The organism is Actinopolyspora biskrensis, assembly GCF_013408175.1.
Taxonomy (GTDB): Bacteria; Actinomycetota; Actinomycetes; order Mycobacteriales; family Pseudonocardiaceae; genus Actinopolyspora; species Actinopolyspora biskrensis.
Genome location: NZ_JACBYW010000004.1, coordinates 40066 through 58352, shown reverse-complemented (window position 1 = coordinate 58352; position 18287 = coordinate 40066). Strand labels below are relative to the sequence as shown.

Here is an 18287-nt window from a genome sequence, read left to right as displayed (position 1 = left end):
GACCCACCAGGGCCGGAGCAGAGGACCGAGTCACCCCGAAGCCGCCAAGCACCCGGTGACCCGGATCCCGTCCACCCCGATCGAGAGGAGACATCGTGCGACCGAACAGCGATGCCGGACGAGGCGGAACGCTGCTGGCTTCCGCCCTGTGCCTCACAGCGGCCTGCTGGGCGTTCACCGGCCGCTACGCCGCGCGGCTGCACCGCGAACTGCGCACCGACCCGTTGACCGGGCTCGGCAACCGCCTGGCCCTGCGCGAAGCGTTCCGGCGGGACCGGAACCGACCCGGGCAGTGCGTGGGCGCGTTGATGCTCGACCTCAACGGTTTCAAGGAACTCAACGACACGCACGGCCATCGCGTCGGCGACCGGGTGCTGCGCGAGGTCGCCCGGAGACTGCGCGAGCACTGCGGACGCGGCCGACTCGCGGTGCGCCTGTCCGGCGACGAGTTCGTCTGCTGGATCGGCGCGATCCCCGACACCCCGGAGCGCTGGCGGGACATCGAGGAGCTGCAGAGCAGATTGGCCGCACGGCTTTCCGCCCCGATGACCTTCGACGGTCTGAACGTCCGGGTGAGCGCGAGCATCGGCACGGCGATCACCGGGAACACTCCCGAGGCCCTCGAAGAGGTGCTCGAGCAGGCCGACCGGGCGATGTACCGCGACAAGCGCGGCCGCAGCCGCTCGGACCGCCGCAGGACAAGCAGACGGGAGACGAGCGGCGCCTACGCGAGTGGGCCCGCCGAGTGAGCACGGAGTCGCACCTCCTCAGTTCCCGCGCGGATTGGGCAAGTATTCGCTCGGTCGGTGAACGGGTAAGCGGCGAAGCCGCTTCCGCCACCCACGCAGTCGGCACCGCTGCGGGTTCTCTCGTGGTGCTCTCGCGAGGAAGGCCCGACGTTGTGTAGGTGGCTACCCGATGTCGGGCCTCCCCGGAGCGAGAGCCCGCGAGAGGTTCCGCCACCCGCACCGCTTGAGCAAACCGATCCGCGCAACCTTCTGGACGAGGTGCGGCGCCGGGTCCACTCGGACCGAAAGACCCGACCGGGACGCATCGGCCTGGCAAGCGTGGCGTCCCGGCCGGGTTCCCACAACCCGAAGGAAGTGGAGACCCCATTGTCTCTGGACAGGAATCTGCCGCTCGTCGACCTCAACCGCCCCGGACCGAGCGGGGCGACCCGCACCGACACCCCGAGTGAGCTGCACGAGCAGTTGAACCGGTTCCTCACCGCGGGGCTGGACCACATCGCCGGGTTCACCCCGGTCGACGACAGCGACCGGGAGGACCCGGACACCGCGCTCAGCCGGACCCAGCTGCTGTCGCTGCTGATCGGCTTCCTCGGCTGCGACACCACGGAACCGCTGGACAACCGCACCTACACCCTCGTCTACACCGACCCGGAGCAGGGCAAGTCGAACTACCAGACGATCTGCGTGCCCGACTACCGGCAGGCCTCCCCGGTGCTGTTCACCCGCGACCGGGGCAACCGGGCACGGCTCGTGCTGCGCTCCACCGGACAGCCCCTGGCCGAGGTGCTGGTGCACGCGGGGATCTTCGCGGCCAGCAACCACTACTACAGCCGGGTGGGACCGGACTTCTCCGAACTGCCCACCGCGGCGATCGTCTCCCCGTACTCCACGTGCGCGGGAGGGTGCCTGGGCTGCTCGCGCGGCGCGGTCAAGAGCTTCACCCCACCGCCGAAGGACTACGTCGAGCGGCACGTCCAGCAGCTGGCCGCCGACTACGACCACCGCGGCTGGGACCGGGCCGAACTGGTCAGCGTCAACATCACCACCGGCTGTCAGCCCGACGAGGCCCGCGAGCTGGAGATGATGCTGAACCTGATGCGGACCTACCGCAGGTACGGCTTCTCCAACGCGGCCTTCCACGCCTTCACCTACGCCATCGACTCGGCGAAGGCGATGGAGCTGCTGCGCGAGCACGGCGCGATCGGATTCATCGGCACGATCGAGACCATCAACGACGCCGAGCGAATCCGGCAGTGGGGGCGCAAGAAGGGCTCGATCACCTTCGAGCAGCACCTGGAGAAGTACCGCCGCGCCCGGCGGGTCGGCTTCGACATCGTCGAGACCGACTACGTGCTCGGCGCCGACTCCTACGCCGAGATGCTCGACGGCATCGCCGAACTCGACGAGAACGGCGTCGCCGTGGTGCCCAACATCAAGCGCAACTACACGGTCGAGCAGCTCGACAGCAACCACCGGGACCTGTGGAACCACGGGATGCGCTACATCTCCGACGGGTTCCACGCGGCGCTGTCCAGCTACGACAACGGCACGATCAAGCGCCGTGCGGCGCGCTGCTCGGTGGACTACCTGCGCCGGTGCGGTCACGAGGTGGGGCTGCGGGACCTGCCCATCCGCCACACCTGAGCTCACCCCGCCCGCAGTCCGAGCCCGGCCGGGGCGGTGCCCTCGGCCGGGCGTCCCCTTCCGAAGGAGCCGCCTTGTCCGTCACCGCGAACACCGTCGAAGAAGGAAACCACCGGCCGCACGGACCGATGCCGCCGCAGGACGTCGAGGCCGAGCAGTCCGTGCTCGGGGCGATGCTGCTGAGCAGGAACGCGATCGCCGACGTGGTCGAGATCGTGCGGGCCGAGGAGTTCTACCGCCCCGACCACGGTGTGATCTTCCGTCACGTCGTGGAGCTGTTCGGCCGTGGCGAACCGGCCGATCCGGTCACCGTGCGCGACGCGCTCGAGCAGTCCGGGGAGCTCAAGCAGATCACCCGCCACTCCGACGCGGGGGCCTACCTGCACACCCTCCTGGAAGCGGTTCCGACCGCGGCGAACGCGACGTTCTACGCCGAGATCGTGGCCGACCGGGCGCAGCGGCGCCGCATCGTCGAGGAGGCCGGCGGCATCCTGCAGCAGGGCTACAGCGGCCAGGGCGAGGCCGCCGAGCTGCTCGACCGGGCGCAGGAGCGGTTCTCCTCGATCGGACGCAGCCGCAGCGAGGACATGTACTTCCTGCAGGACCTGGCCGAGCCGTTGATGTCCGACCTGGAGCGGATCCAGCGCAACGACGGCCGGGCCGGCATCCCCACCGGGTTCACCGAGCTCGACCGGCTCACCAACGGGCTGCAGCCGGGTCAGCTCGTCGTCGTGGCTGCCAGGCCGGGGCTCGGGAAATCCGCGCTGGCGCTGGACATCGCCCGCTCGGCCGCCATCCGGCACCGCCGTGGGACGGCGCTGTTCAGCCTGGAGATGGGCCACGGCGAGCTGATGATGCGGCTGGTCTCGGCCGAGGCGAAGGTGCGGCTGGACCGCATGCGGGGCGGCTACATGTCCGAGTCGGACTGGAGTGCGACCGCGCGGCGCACCGGCGACGTTCAGGACGCACCGCTGGTCATCTCGGACGCGCCGAACGTGACCATGATGGAGATCCGGGCCAGGGCGCGCAGGCTGAAGCAGCGCGGACAGCTCGACCTGGTGATCGTGGACTACCTGCAACTGATGACCTCGGGCAGGCGGGTCGAGTCCCGACAGCAGGAGGTCTCCGAGTTCTCCCGGAACCTGAAGCTGCTGGCCAAGGAGCTCGAAGTGCCGGTGGTGGCGCTGTCCCAGCTCAACCGCGGGCCGGAGCAGCGCCTGGACAAGAAGCCCGAGCTCGGGGACCTGCGGGAGAGCGGCTCGATCGAGCAGGACGCCGACCTGGTGGTGCTGCTGCACCGACCGGACGCCTTCGACCGCGACACCGCCCGCATGGGCGAGGCCGACCTGATCCTGGCCAAGCAGCGTTCCGGGCCGACCGGGGTGGTCACCGTGGCCCACCAGCTGCACTACAGCCGCTTCGTCGACATGGCCCCCGAGCCCGGCTGAACCGCGTCCGGACGTGCCCGAATGCTGGGGGCGGCCAGCACCACCAGGGTGCTGGCCAGCGCCCACACCGCCGCCGCGGCCAGCAGCAGGCGGGGGTCGAGCTGCTCGGCCAGCGGGCCGGCGGCGGCCAGGCTCAGCGGCACGAGCACCAGGTTGCCGAGCTGGAAGCAGGACGCCACCCGGGCGAGCTGCTGGTCGGGCACGTGCCGCTGCAGCAGCCAGGCCTGGGTGGCCAGGTAGTACGAACCCTGCAGCCCGAACCCGAGCGCGGCCAGACTCACCAGCCACAGCGGCGCGGCCGCGGCGAACAGCGCCAGGTACGGCAGCATCAGCATCGAGGCAGCCACGGCCGCCACGAGCGGGCGTGATGGGCGCAGCCGCAGCGCCAGCGCGCTGCCTGCGATCGAACCGAGCGCCTGGATGGCTCCGATCACCGCCCACGAGGCGGCACCGTGGTAGTGCTGCCGCGCCAGCAACGGCCCCAGCAGCATGTGCGGGCCGAGCACCAGCGCCTGCAGCAGCGCGGTGTAGCCCAGCAGGGTCCGCAGCCACGGCGTGACCGCCACGTGCCGCCAGCCGCCCCACACCTCGGCCAGCACGCCCCGGCGTTCCCGCTTCCCGGCGAGCGCGGTCACCGGGCCGATCAGCAGCAGCGAGAGCGCGCTGGCCGCGAACGTGGCCGCATCGACCAGCAACGCCCAGCCCGAGCCGAGCCCGGCCACCAGCAGGCCGGCCACGCTGATCGCGGCCACCTTGTTCACATTGGCCGCCAGCCCCAGCAGCGCGTTGGCCTGCCGCAGAAGGTTCTCCGGCACCAGCGCGGGAACCAGCCCCGCGGAAGCCGGGGTGAACAGCGCCGTGCCCACACCCGCGCAGCCCTGCAGCACGATCAGCGCCCACAGCGGAAGTTGACCGGCCAGCAGCAGGGCTCCGCACACCGCCTGGGAGGCCATGCGCCATACATCGGCGGCCACCATCACCCACCGCCGGTCGAACACATCCCCCAGTACTCCACCGGCCAGCGTCGCCACCACCACCGGCAACCGGTTCGCCAGCAGCACCCCGCCCAGTCCGACCGCCGAACCGGTCAGCTCCAACGCCGCGAACGCCACCGTCAACGGCACCACACTGTCCCCGAACGACGACAACACCCGCCCGACGAACAACCACCGAAAACCCCGCAACCGCAGCGGGTAGACAACACCGGAACGGTCCACGCGCGACGCTGAGACGGCCATCCGAGCATCACAGCCGGGAAGGACGATGCATGGAAGAGGGCAACGGAGCACGGCTGGCACATCGCTGCGCCTGCGGAGAAGCACTCCAGTTCGACTACCGAACGAGCCCCGAAGTTCTGTCCAGCATAGATGCCATCTCGGTCAAACTATTGACGGAAATCGTCATTAATGATGTATAGTGTCGACTATGGCAAAGCGAGACATCTTCGACGACATGGCGGCGTTCGCTCACCCGTTGCCCAGCTCGCCCGAGCAAGTGCCCCCTCCCGACGCCTTCGACGACGCCACTGACGGAGTACTTGAGCAACGTGAGGACTACGCGGCAAACCTGAGAGCCGCCTCTGACGCGGAAGACATCGATCCGCTGCTCATAGAGATCGAAAAAGTTCGACGTCAACGTGAACACTACGATCGCCTTCTTCGGCAGCTGGTGGCGTACGGAAGGGAGTTCGTGAGCCCACGGCCGTACCCACTGGCCATGCTCGCTTCAGCCGCTGGCCTCGGCTCGCACAGCAGCGCCCGCACGTTCTACAGCGAGAAGGACATTACCGACGTGGCAGCTAATACCGGCGCCAAGCCTCAGCGGAAAGCGTGAAATCCATGCAGCTCACCAGGCTGCCTTGCTTACAGTTTCCCCTGAGGTGATGCTTCTGTGATGCCTGGCCACAGGGGCAACTCATCCTTACTGTCTAGTACTCCACACCGATAGTTGTCACTTGTAATGGCTGGTCGCAGGCGTAAACTCCACCTCGCAGATAATGTCGTACAGCACCCGTTTCCATAGACCAGCGGGTCGGAGTACCAGCGCAACTCCACAGGGACTGTCCTGACGCTCAGCTTGACCAACGAACCACTGACTACTCTCGACCGGAATATGGTTGTCCTCCGGTTCCGTGGAGGATGTAAGTGGTGTTAAGGAGCGGCTGATTATCGGTTGTGTGGTGTGGAGGTAGGTTTGGTCGGTGGTTGTTTGACACAAACTGAAGCTATTTTGCTGCTTCGGGCTGTGTAGTGCCTGGTCATCAAGTGTGCTCCCCGCAGGCGCGGGGATGATCCAGCGGATATGCCCGCCTATCTACATCAGGCACCCGTGCTCCCCGCAGGCGCGGGGATGATCCGCGGCATTCCTGCGCGTGGTCGCTGGCGTAGACGTGCTCCCCGCAGGCGCGGGGATGATCCGGCGGGCACACGGTGTGCCCCGGAGACTGGATCGTGCTCCCCGCAGGCGCGGGGATGATCCACTCCCTGAATTCGGATACGATGGTGGCGACACGTGCTCCCCGCAGGCGCGGGGATGATCCGAAGTCCGGAACACCGTCGGTACTGCTGACGAAGTGCTCCCCGCAGGCGCGGGGATGATCCGTTGCTGTTCCAGCTCGTCCCGCTGCTCGCGGGCGTGCTCCCCGCAGGCGCGGGGATGATCCGGCTTGGCCGACCCGCAGCCCGACAACACCGCGGTGCTCCCCGCAGGCGCGGGGATGATCCCAGCGTGTGGTCCTGCTCGGAGCGCGATCCGGCGTGCTCCCCGCAGGCGCGGGGATGATCCCAATGTGGTCCGTGTGAGCGCCTTTACCTATCCGTGCTCCCCGCAGGCGCGGGGATGATCCGGACGTCCTCGCCGAGTGGGAAGACGCGCTCGAGTGCTCCCCGCAGGCGCGGGGATGATCCGCCACTTTCGTACCGTTGGTAGGTAGCTCGTGTGTGCTCCCCGCAGGCGCGGGGATGATCCCGCCGCCGGGACCGCGCGCGAGCCGAGCGGGAGGTGCTCCCCGCAGGCGCGGGGATGATCCTACGTCACGTCGGTTGAGCTGCCGATCGAGTTCGTGCTCCCCGCAGGCGCGGGGATGATCCGGACGTCCTCGCCGAGTGGGAAGACGCGCTCGAGTGCTCCCCGCAGGCGCGGGGATGATCCGCCTACCGGAATCGGGGCCAGCGGCACACACGCGTGCTCCCCGCAGGCGCGGGGATGATCCTCTGTTCCTCGCCTCACCGGGAAGGCCTGCCAAGGTGCTCCCCGCAGGCGCGGGGATGATCCGTATTCGAGCTCGATTCCGACCGTCCAGAGTTGGTGCTCCCCGCAGGCGCGGGGATGATCCCTCGGCGGTTCGCACCGCGTCGGTGAACCCCGAGTGCTCCCCGCAGGCGCGGGGATGATCCCAACGCGGTCGACTGGGTCGCCGGACTTCCGGGGTACTCCCCGCAGGCGCGGGGATGATCCGATCATGATGTCCCACGACTCGCGCACGTCCTCCGTGCTCCCCGCGCAAGCGGGGATGATCCCGCCTCATCGATGATGTTGACGTCGCCGCTGAAGTACTCCTCGCAGGGGAGGGGATGATCCGTCGTCATCGACACCGTAGAGCGCCCTGCGCAGGTGCTCCCCGCAGACCGGAGGGTGATCCCGCCGATTTCGACCAGTTCGCCCCATGCTGCGGTACTCCCCACGTATGCGGGGGTTTCTTCCCGCGAAGTCCGTATGGGAACGACGGTCATCGAGTGGACGTCAGGAAGGGGCGAGCGGTTATCGTCTTCGTGGCACTAGATGGATGCAAACTGGGGTGGTGGCTAGCTGATGCAAACTGAAGCTATTTTGCCGATAGCCGCTACATAATGCCTGGTCATCGAGAGGTGCTCCCCGCGCCTGCGGGGGTGATCCGTTCCTCGGTGGGGGTGGCCAGCCATTGCCGCGGTGCTCCCCGCGCCTGCGGGGGTGATCCGGAGGCGCGTCGCCGCGGCTTCATCACGAACGAGTGCTCCCCGCGCCTGCGGGGGTGATCCGGCGACGTCGTCGTGGACACCCGAGCGGGTGGTGTGCTCCCCGCGCCTGCGGGGGTGATCCGTCGGCTTCGATGCTGAATCCGTCCAGCACGCCGTACTCCCCGCGCCTGCGGGGGTGATCCCACCTGCGTGTTTTACGCCGTAAAACGTCCCCCGTGCTCCCCGCGCCTGCGGGGGTGATCCTCTCGCATCGGATGCGAACGCCCCTACCGCAGAGTGTTCCCCGCGCCTGCGGGGGTGATCCATGGGTGAGGAGCGATCGTGGCGAGGTCGAACCGGTGCTCCCCGCGCCTGCGGGGGTGATCCTCCACCCACTGCACTGTGTTTTCCACGGAGTCTGTGCTCCCCGCGCCTGCGGGGGGTGATCCGACGTTGTTGCGGACACGTTGGGGCGCGATGTTGTGCTCCCCGCACCTGCGGGGGTGATCCGTCCGCCACCCGGCCGAACCACCGTGACCAGCGGTGCTCCCCGCGCAAGCGGGGATGATCCGCACTGCCCGCTGTGCACGTGCCGGAAAACGTGTGCTCCCCGCGCAGGCGGGGATGATCCGTTCACCGTCTTGGCAATGTCCCGTTCTTTCTTGTACTCCCCGCACCTATGCGGGGATGATTCGTACGGCTACCACCCCACAACGGTCAGCCGTGATCACAGGAAAGGAGCAGAGCTCGTCGACTTACACCGCCATCTTGACGAAGGTGGTTATGAGCTCACCGTCAGAACCGCGAACGTCGAGTTCGTAGTCGAGGAGCTCGGCGTCGGTGCGACCGTCGCGGCGGACGGCGGCGGCGAGTAGACGCTTGAGATGGTCGGGATTGTCGGGATCGGCTTCGGCGGTGAAGGTGCGGACCGTTTCGCCGAGGTAGCGGAGCTCGAAGCGCAACATCCGCGGAGCTTCCTCGGCCGAGGTGGCACCAGGACCGGTCGGTAATTCCCCGGTGTGGGGAGATTTCTCGGGAGAGTCCTGGGGTACTTCGTTCGACTCCTCGTCTTCCGCCGCCAGAAATTCGCGTGCTCCGACGGCTACCGTGTTCGGCTGCCCGGATCCGGTGGTTTCGACGAGCCCCCACGTCTTGAGCAGCGACACGGCGCGGCTGGCGGTGGCCGAGGCGACCCCGTATTCGGCCATGAGTTTCTTCAAGCTCGGAATCGCGGCACTCTCGACGAGCTCGCCCCGCACGATGCGGGCACGGATCTCGGAGGCGATCCGCTCGTACGGGTTCTCGGGCGCGGTCTTCGCACGTTCCTCGGCAGCCTGCGGCCCCTCCGGACGCTCCGGCACCCGTTCGAACAGCGCCCGCGAAGCACGCTGATCGGCTTCGGAAACCCACGCCGAGTACACCCGCAGCGTGGTCACTCCTCCACCACCGTGCCCGAGCCGTCCGGCCACGGTCCGCGGATCCACCCCGGCCGAGATCAGCTCGGTGGCCGAGTAGTGCCGCAGCTTGTGCAACGTCGTGACGACCTCCAGCCGCCGCACCATCCGGTCGTAGCGCTGGGTCACCGAATCCGGCTTGGCGAACCTGCCACCGTCCGAGTGGGGTGAGAACACGAACGCATCAGGCCCCGAGTGACATCCGAGCTCGGCCGCGCGCCGCTCTTGGCGCGCCTTCAGGGCGGACAGCACAGCGGTGGTCTCGGAATCCAGCGCGATCCGCCGCTGCTGATGCGTCTTGGTGTCCTTGACGAACCACTCCCCGAGCTCGTCGTCATAGGCCACGGCCTGCTCCAGCCGCAACACACCCGACTCCAGATCCACGTGCTGCCACCGCACCGCGCACAGCTCACCACGCCGAATGCCGGTGGTCATCACCGTCCAGACCAGCGCGCCCCAGTCCTCGTCACGCCGCCACGCCTCGTTGAGAATCCGCACGGCCTCCTCGGCTGTCGGCGGACTGGGACGTGGCGGCGGAGCCGCCGGCGGCTCCGCCTGGCTCACCGGGCTGCTCGCCACCCACTTCCAGCGCACCGCCCGCTTGAACGCCCCGGACAGCAGGAAGTGGACATGGCGGATCGTCGTCGCCCCCAACGGGCGGCACTCGTGCCGGCGACACCGATGGTCGCACTCGTGACGACCGGCCGTGCGGTGATCAGTCCTCTTCCCCCTACCCGAGCAGTGAGCCCGGCACCGCCGCAATTCCGCGTACAACGAGTCCAGCGCATCCGCGTCGAGCTGACCGACCTTGACCTGACCTATGAAGGGCAGCACGTGCAATCGGGCGTACCGACGGTAATTCGCCTTCGTCGAGGGCTGCCCGTCGAAGTGCTGCTCCAGGTACCGCTCCAGCAACTGCTCGACCGTCGCCTGCGTCCGCGGATTCCGCCGCTCGTCGACCTCGTTGAGCAGCCGGGTCCGGACACGCTCGGCTTCGAGCTCTGCAGCGGGACCAGGAGGCACGACTTCGACGAGTCGATGCCGCTGCTTGGTCACCGGATCAAGACCGGCCGAGACCCGGACGCGTAGCGCACCGTTCGGCAGTTGATCGATCGCGCCCCGTTGACGGCGACGACCCTTCGAACGCCCAGTCATGGACCCAGAATAAGGGGTTCTGGGTCACGAACTGGGTCATAAAGCCCGCCGACGCGGGAAACCCGGGCACGGAACCCCAGGTGAGAACCGGAGCCGCTGAGGGGACTCGAACCCCTGACCTTCCGCTTACAAGGCGGGCGCTCTGCCAACTGAGCTACAGCGGCACGCGTGCCGGAAAGCACGCGTGTTCATCGTAGTCCCTCACCGTCCGCGCTCGTACCCCCGGCCCCGGTGGAGCCGCGTCCTCCGTGCGCTTTCCCACGATGCGGTGAATCGACACCCGCCACGCACGAGGACGCGTAAGCTCGGGTGCCGGAACACCGCACTCCTCGGTCCCCCTCCTCGGATCCAGGCAACACACGGGAATCGACACGGGGCAGATCCCGCAACTCGCAGCGCAGCCGACCGCGCTGCTCGAAGATCACGCACCTTTCTCCCGTACGACACAGTCGGTGAACAAGAAGTTCAGTGATGGACGCCACCATTCACGGGTGCAACGGTGCGCACGTGGATGCCGATGCCAGGGGAGAAGAGCACGATCAGCGCGGCACGCGCAAGTCCAGGCAAGGAGGCAGAACGGCAGTGGGAATCACGCAGCGCGCACGTGGTGTGCTGCGGCGGCGCGAACCTTCCGAAACCGTCGGGACTCGCAACGTCGTTTACGGCCCTTCCCTGCCGGACGACTCGACGGTCCACCTCGTACTCGAACTGGCCCTGCGCGTCGGGGAGATCCAGATGGCCAGCGGCGTCGGCGCCTCCGACGTCAGCGCCACGATCACCAGCGTCACCGATGCCTACGGCCTCCCGCACTGCGAAGTGGACGTGATCTACACGTCGATCACCGTTTCGTGTTACCGGGGAACCGAGAACCTCCCGATCACCTCCCTGCGGGTCGTGCGGAATCGCTCGCTGGACTACACGCGCCTGGCCGAGGTCGAACGTCTGATCCGCCGCATCGTCGGCGGTGAGATAACCACCTCGGACGCCTACGCCGAGCTGGAAACCATCGCCAGAGCACCGCACCCCTTCCCCCGCTGGGTCGCCACCCTCGCCTGGGCCGGCATGGCCGCGGCGCTCGCGGTGCTGCTCAGCGGTGGCACCATCCCGCAGCTGCCGCTGGTGGCCGCCGCCGCCACCGCGCTCGTCGACAGGGTGGGCCGCTTCCTCAACCAACGCGGCCTGCCGATCTTCTTCCAGCAGACCGTCGGCGGGGCCATCGCCACCAGCGTGGCGCTGGCCTGCTACGCCACGAACATACTGCCCAACGCCGCGCTGGCCGTGGCCGCGAACATCATCGTGCTGCTGTCCGGCATGACCGTGGTCGGCTCCATGCAGGACGCCATCACCGGCTACAACGTCACCGCGGCAGGCCGAATAGCCGAGCTCGCGCTCACCTCGGCCGGACTCATCTCCGGCGTGGTCCTCGCGCTGTACGGGGCCGAACGCATCCTCGGGGCCGACTCCCTCGGAGGCGGCCTCAACGTCGGAGGCGGGGTCGTGCTGCTGCCCGGCCTGCTCAAACTGCCACTCCAGGCGATGGCGGGCGCCGCCACCTCGGCCTGCTTCGCCCTGGCCAGCTACTCCCCGCCCCGCCCGTTGATCGTGGCCGGAGCGGGCGGGGCCGTGGCAGCCACCGTCTTCCAGTTCATGACCCTCATACGGGTGGACGCGATCCTGGCCTCCGCCATGGCCACCACCGTGGTCGGCTTCATCGGCGGCGTCATCGCGCGCAGACTGCGCATCCCCGCGCTGGTCGTCGCGGTCTCCGGTGTCGCCCCGCTGCTTCCCGGTCTGTCCACCTACCGCGCCCTCTACGAGTTGTCCGTGCAGGGGAACCCCACCGGACTTTCCACGCTGATGCTGGCTGCAGCCACCGGGCTGGCACTCGGCGCCGGAGTGGTCCTCGGCGAGTTCCTCTCCCAACCCGTACGTACCGGTCTCGGCAGGCTGGAGCGCCGCATGTCCGGCCCCCGCATGTCCGGCCCCATACGCCCCACCGAACGTAGGCTGGACTGACCACGACTCCACGGGAGGCTCCACGGCCCCGGCCCGGCCGCCCCGCCGAGGCTCCGGTCGCCACCGACTTCCTTCCACCCAGCGGGAAAAACACGAAAAAGCCCTGTCGGAATATTCCGTTTCTGCCCCGTACGTCCCCGAGGGGGTGAGCGTAGTCGAGCAGTGGCGTTGCGACGCGTGAACCACGCGTAGTCGATCACGATTGACTAACCTCGACAACGGGTAACCGATTTCAGGAACCGACCTAGGAGGCAGACCGGTGACCAAGGGCAACGCGCCCACGAAAGCTGACTTCGTCGTCGTCGCCAACCGACTGCCGGTCGACCTGGAACGCCTGGAGGACGGGACACAGCGGTGGAAACACAGTCCTGGAGGACTGGTCACCGCCCTCGAGCCTTTCCTCCGCGCCCGGCAGGGAGCGTGGGTCGGCTGGCCCGGGGTCCCCGACGTCGACGTCGAACCGTTCACCGACGGGGAGATGCAGCTGTACCCGGTACGGCTCTCGTCGGCCGAGTTCAGGCAGTACTACGAGGGCTTCTCCAACGCCACGCTGTGGCCCCTGTACCACGATGTGGTGGTACCGCCGGTCTTCGACCGCTCCTGGTGGGAGGCCTACCGGCGGGTGAACCAAAGGTTCGCCGAGGCCGCGGCGGACGTGAGCGCGGAAGGGGCGACCGTCTGGATTCAGGACTACCAACTGCAGCTGGTCCCCGCGCTGCTCCGTGAGCTGCGCCCGGACCTGCGGATCGGGTTCTTCCTGCACATCCCGTTCCCGCCCGTGGAGCTGTTCATGCAGCTGCCGTGGCGCACCGAGATCGTGCGCGGCCTGCTCGGGGCCGACCTGGTCGGCTTCCACCGCCCCGGCGGTGCCCAGAACTTCATGTGGCTGGCACGCAGACTGGCCGGTTTCGAACCCAGCCGCGCGCAGGTGGGAGTACGTTCCCGCCCCGGCGTGGTGCAGGTCGGCGACCGGGCGGTGCGGGTCGGCGCCTTCCCCATATCCATCGCCTCCGGCGAGCTGGACCAGCTCGCCAGGAGCAAGGAGGTGCAGCAGCGCGCCAAGGCCATCCGATCCGAGCTGGGCAATCCACGCAAGATCATGCTCGGTGTCGACCGCCTGGACTACACCAAGGGGATCGACGTCCGCCTCAACGCGATGTACGAGCTGCTGTCCGAAGGACACGCCACGGTCGAGGACGTGGCGATGATCCAGGTGGCCACCCCGAGCCGGGAACGCGTGGAGCACTACAAGCAGATGCGCGAGGACATCGAGCGCAAGGTCGGCAGCATCAACGGCGAGTTCGGGCGTGTCGGCCACCCTGCCGTCCACTACCTGCACACTTCGGTGGACCGCAAGGACCTGGTCGCCTTCTACTGCGCCGCCGACGCCATGATCGTCACCCCGGTACGTGACGGGATGAACCTCGTGTGCAAGGAGTACGTGGCATGCCGCAGCGACCTCGGGGGTAGTCTCGTACTGAGTGAGTTCGCGGGAGCCGCCGCCGAACTCACCAGCGCGCTCCTGGTCAATCCGCACGATCTGGACGGGGTCAAGGACTCGATGCTGGCGGCCCTGAATATCGATCAAGCGGAAGGCCGCCGTAGGATGCGCGCATTGCGTAGGCAAGTGCTCACGCACGATGTCGATCGCTGGGCGCGATCGTTCCTCGAAGCGCTGGGGGCTTCGCCCACGAGCTAGAGTGATCGACGGCAGGCTTAAGGGGCCCTTCAGGGATGTTTTCGGTCAGGACGCTCATCCTGCGCTCGGCAAGGAGCTCCGGTGCGTGAGACGGACGTGTCACGGAAAGGAGCACGCGAAGCGGGCGAGTGCCCACGGTCTCCGCGTGCACGGCACGCACCCGTCCTCCACCCCGAGGCCCGGGCGGCCGAACCGCTCCCCCCTGCGGGACTCCCCGACCCCACCACGGTGAACCGGGTGGATCGGACGAGCTGTGGAACGGTTCACGGGGCGACTCGGGCCCATCCCGGGAACCGCCCCGCCACGGCACCGGCAGCCCGTACGCACCGGAAACCACCGTCGATCGCCGTGGTTGCCGTGGCCGGACCGCACCCTGCGCACCGAGCTTCTTCCCCGCCCTCGGCATCCACCCGCGAACCGGGGGACGTGCCGCTCGTGCGGGCCTTCGACCAGCCGGTACGAGCGGCAGGGCGCTCGCTCGGCGGAACTCCCACCGAGCATTCGAGCCGGTTTCGGCACAGACTCTTAGAACCGGCGACACGACCACGTCGATAGCGACGCACCGATCGACCCGGGGCACTCGTGTGAGCGGCCACCACGGCAAAGGGGCCGACAACCGCACGACCCGCGCCGGTCGATCCTTTTCCAGACAACCCGACGACCTCAACAGGAGTGTGGCGTTGACCGCCGAAGCCCTCCCCGCCGAGCTTCGTCGCATGATCGTGCAGCTCGCGCGCACACCTCGGCTGCTGGTCGCCTGCGACTACGACGGCACGCTGGCCCCGATAGTGGGGGACCCGAGTCAGGCCAAACCACTACCGGAATCGGTCCACGCGATGCGCTCCCTGGCAGCGCTGCCGACCACGACCACCGCCGTCATATCCGGCCGGGCACTGCGTGACCTGGCCACCCTGTCCAGGCTGCCCGCCGAAGTCCACCTGGTCGGTAGCCACGGCTCCGAGTTCGACGTGGGCTTCGTTCACGAGCTCGACCCGGACACGACCCAGCTGCGCACCCAGCTCCAGCGCAGTGTGCAGGAGATCACCGCCAGCCGCCCCGGGATCACTCTCGAGGCGAAACCGGCCAGTGTCGCGGTGCACCTGCGCCGAGCCGACCCGGAGGAGGCCGAGTCCGCGCTGGACGAACTCCGCTCCGGGCCTGCCACCTGGGAAGGCGTGCAGGTCACCGAGGGCAAATCGGTGATGGAACTGGCCGTGGTCGAAACCGACAAGGGCAACGCCTTCGAGGCGCTGCGGCACCAGGTCGGCTCCACCGGGGCGATCTTCCTCGGTGACGACGTCACCGACGAGAAGGTGTTCAGCGTGCTGTCCGGCCCCGACATCGGCATCAAGGTCGGCGAGGGGGAGACCCTCGCCGAGTACCGCGTGACCGACACCACGGGCGTCGCCACGGCGCTGGCGCTGCTGATGGAGGAGCGCCGCACCTGGCTCTACGGAGAGCAGGCCCCCGCCATCGAGCGCCTGTCCATGCTCGCCAACGAGCGAACCGTCGCGCTGCTGACCCCGGACGCGCGGCTCACCTGGATGTGCCACCCGGGCCCGGACTCGGCCGCCGTGTTCGCCGATCTGCTCGGCGGCCCCGCCGCGGGGCACTTCTCCGTCCTGCCCGACCTTCCGCAGAGCGAGACGAGCAACGGGGCCCCGCGCAGCACGCTCCCGCTCGGTCAGCGCTACATACCGGGCACCATGACGGTGGAGACCCGCTGGTCCCGGTTGCTGGTCACCGACTACCTGGAGCACGGCGGGAACTCGCACCGAACCGATCTGATCCGCGTCATCAGCGGCAGCACCCGCGCCGTGGTCGAGTTCGCTCCGCGCCCCGAGTTCGGGCAGGTTCCGGTGCGGCTCACCGCGGAAGCGAGCGGCCTGCGGGTGCACGGCACCTCGGAACCGATGGTGCTGTACTCGCCGGGAGTGCAGTGGCGGATCACCTCGGACGGGATGCACGAGAGCGCCCACGCCGAGCTGGACCTCTCCGAGGACTCCCCGACGGTGCTGGAGCTGCGCTGCGGTACCGAGGAACTCGCCGCTTCCGAGTCCTCCGAGCCGCAGCGGCGCGCCGCGGCGAACAACTACTGGTCCAAATGGGTCGACCAGCTACGGCTTCCCGATGTGGAGACGGACCTGGTCGTGCGTTCCGCGCTCACCCTGCGCGGGCTGTGCAACACCGACACCGGCGGGATCATGGCCGCGGCCACCACCTCGCTTCCCGAGGAGATCGGCGGTGTGCGCAACTGGGACTACCGCTACTGCTGGCTCCGCGACGGAGCGATGAGCGCCCGTGCGCTGGTGTCCCTCGGGTCCACCGCGGAGGCCGAGGCCTTTCTGGACTGGCTGCACCGGGTGATGGACACCCTGCCGGGGCCGGAGCGGTTGCACCCGTTGTACTCGCTGACCGGTGGCACGCTCGGCCCGGAAGCCGTGATCGACACCCTGCCCGGATACGCCGGGTCCCGGCCGGTGCGCGTGGGCAACCTGGCCGACCAGCAGGTCCAGCTGGACGTGTTCGGCCCGGTCGTCGAGCTCGCCACCGACCTCGCCCTGGCTAACGGAAAGCTGCGGGACGCCGACTGGGAGCTGGTCAAGGGCATGGCCGAGGCCGTTTCCCGGCGCTGGTTCGAACCGGATCACGGCATCTGGGAGGAACGCGACGTTCCCCGCCACCACGTCTACTCCAAGGTGATGTGCTGGGTGACCATCGACCGCGCGATCAAGCTGGCCACCAGGTACGACCGTCCGGCCGACCCGAGCTGGGAGCAGCTGCGCGAGCAGATCGCCGAGGACGTCCTCAAGAACGGTTGGCACCCCGATGTGCAGGCCTTCACCACCGCCTACGAGGGGTCCGACCTGGACGCGGCCTCGCTGCACGTGGGGCTTTCGGGGCTGATCGATCCCTCGGACGAGCGTTTCCGCGCCACGGTTACCGCCATCGAGTCCGAACTGCGCAGCGGTTCCACCGTGTACCGGTACCGCAGGGACGACGGGCTCCCCGGAACCGAGGGTGGTTTCCACCTGTGCGCGACCTGGCTCATCGAGGCCTACCTGCTCACCGACAGGCGCACCGAGGCCGAGGAACTGTTCCAGCAGATCGTGGACAACGCGGGCCCGACCGGACTGCTTCCCGAGGAGTACGACCCGATAGCCGAGCGCTCGCTCGGCAACCACCCACAGGCCTATTCGCATCTCGGCCTGATCCGCTGCGCGCAGTTGCTCGCCGAGTGAACCGCCCCGCGTTCCCCCGCCGGCTCGGCGGTGATCCGCACCGGAGCACCGGGGCCGGCGCGATCACGCGGTGAACCACCGGAGCCCGGGACCTCGCCCCGCGAGTCCCGGGCTCCGCGTGCCGGGAGGAGCTGGCCCGCCGCGCGGCGAGGACTGTCGTCGCTCAGGTGTCCCTGCCGGTAACGTCGCACCGGGCGTACGGCATCATTTCGCCCGAATGGCGGACAACTCGGCTTCACCGCGGATACGCTACCGCGCGACCGGTGACACCGGGGAATTCCACAGCAAGGGGCGGTAGTGAACATATTCGTGATCCTCCCGATCATCGTGCTGGTCGTCGTCGTGGTCGCGGCGATCGTGATCGTGGCGCTGCGCGGTCGACGTTCCCGTGCGCAGGAGGCGAAGCGGAGCGAACAGTCACCGAAGGACCCGTTCGCCACGGGGGACCAGGACGCGTTGCGCGGTGATCCGCGCAAGTTGACCGCGGGCGACATCGTGGAGATCCGCGGGATGTCCTACACGGTCCGGGGGACGCTGCGTCTGTCCGAGGGCGGCTGGAACTGGGCCGAGCACCTGCTGGACGACGCGCGGGGAAACCAGGTGTGGCTGTCCGTGGAGGAGGACCCCGATCTGGTTCTCGCCCAGTGGACCGACCTGACCGACGAGGAGGAGATCCCCTCCCCCGGGGCCTCCGAGATCGAACTGGGCGGCCGGGCCTTCCGCTCCGAGGAATCCGGGTCGGCGAGTTTTCGCAGCGAAGCCACCACCGGTCTCAATGAGCAGGGCAGTGTCCGCTATCACGACTACGAGGCCGCGGACGGAGCGATGCTCGGGTTCGAGTCCTTCGACGGCGCCGGGTGGGAGGCCACTCGCGGTGAGGAACTCAACCGCTACGACGTGCGCATCTACCCGGCTTCGACCTGACGAGAGGATCCGGCGGCGTCG

10 protein-coding genes, 1 tRNA gene and 1 CRISPR repeat array are annotated in these 18287 nt (G+C 68.5%); of the genes, 8 read left to right on the top strand and 3 right to left on the bottom strand.

Annotated features, from left to right (window positions below; genetic code table 11):
• Positions 1-95 precede the first annotated feature (95 nt).
• From FHR84_RS11385 to dnaB, 3 genes are all read left to right on the top strand, one after another.
• Positions 96-749, top strand: coding sequence for a diguanylate cyclase domain-containing protein (locus tag FHR84_RS11385; protein ID WP_218862757.1), 654 nt, complete (start codon positions 96-98; stop codon positions 747-749).
• A 366-nt stretch (positions 750-1115) separates the two neighbouring features.
• A complete protein-coding gene (locus FHR84_RS11380; protein WP_179535473.1) occupies positions 1116-2393 on the top strand; it encodes a radical SAM family protein in 1278 nt (425 codons plus the stop codon).
• A gap of 128 nt (positions 2394-2521) precedes the next feature.
• The gene (gene dnaB / locus FHR84_RS11375; protein WP_343075272.1) at positions 2522-3841 is read left to right on the top strand and encodes a replicative DNA helicase; all 1320 of its coding nucleotides are present in this window, start codon (positions 2522-2524) and stop codon (positions 3839-3841) included.
• Here dnaB and FHR84_RS11370 read toward each other — a convergent pair.
• Positions 3802-5079 carry an MFS transporter gene (locus FHR84_RS11370; protein ID WP_179535471.1) on the bottom strand — a complete coding sequence of 426 codons (1278 nt, stop codon included), beginning with the start codon at positions 5077-5079 and terminating at the stop codon, positions 3802-3804. The two genes, dnaB and FHR84_RS11370, sit on opposite strands and share 40 nt — an antisense overlap.
• A 187-nt stretch (positions 5080-5266) precedes the next feature.
• On the opposite strand from FHR84_RS11370, the gene FHR84_RS11365 reads away from it, so the two are divergent.
• Positions 5267-5674 carry a hypothetical protein gene (locus tag FHR84_RS11365; RefSeq protein ID WP_179535470.1) on the top strand — a complete coding sequence of 136 codons (408 nt, stop codon included), beginning with the start codon at positions 5267-5269 and terminating at the stop codon, positions 5672-5674.
• 433 nt (positions 5675-6107) lie between these two features.
• Positions 6108-7481: a CRISPR direct-repeat array (repeat unit 28 nt; unit sequence GTGCTCCCCGCAGGCGCGGGGATGATCC).
• Positions 7482-8531: 1050 nt separating this feature from the next.
• Here FHR84_RS11365 and FHR84_RS11360 read toward each other — a convergent pair.
• Together FHR84_RS11360 and FHR84_RS11355 are read right to left on the bottom strand one after the other, a co-directional pair.
• The gene (locus FHR84_RS11360) at positions 8532-10385 is read right to left on the bottom strand and encodes a tyrosine-type recombinase/integrase (protein WP_179535469.1); all 1854 of its coding nucleotides are present in this window, start codon (positions 10383-10385) and stop codon (positions 8532-8534) included.
• Between the two features lie 91 nt (positions 10386-10476).
• Positions 10477-10549 (bottom strand) — tRNA-Thr (locus tag FHR84_RS11355).
• A 418-nt stretch (positions 10550-10967) separates the two neighbouring features.
• Here FHR84_RS11355 and FHR84_RS11350 point away from each other — a divergent pair.
• The 4 genes from FHR84_RS11350 (at position 10968) to FHR84_RS11335 (ending at position 18266) form a co-directional block, all read left to right on the top strand.
• A complete protein-coding gene (locus FHR84_RS11350; protein WP_179535830.1) occupies positions 10968-12401 on the top strand; it encodes a threonine/serine exporter family protein in 1434 nt (477 codons plus the stop codon).
• A gap of 259 nt (positions 12402-12660) precedes the next feature.
• Positions 12661-14100 (top strand): trehalose-6-phosphate synthase, encoded by a 1440-nt coding sequence (locus FHR84_RS11345; RefSeq protein WP_179535468.1) that lies wholly within the window; start codon positions 12661-12663, stop codon positions 14098-14100.
• Positions 14101-14780: 680 nt separating this feature from the next.
• Complete coding sequence (otsB, locus tag FHR84_RS11340) at positions 14781-17342, top strand: trehalose-phosphatase (protein WP_179535467.1); 2562 nt, start codon at positions 14781-14783, stop codon at positions 17340-17342.
• 297 nt (positions 17343-17639) lie between these two features.
• On the top strand, positions 17640-18266 hold the full coding sequence (locus tag FHR84_RS11335; RefSeq protein ID WP_179535466.1) for a DUF4178 domain-containing protein: 627 nt from the start codon (positions 17640-17642) through the stop codon (positions 18264-18266).
• Positions 18267-18287 lie beyond the last annotated feature (21 nt).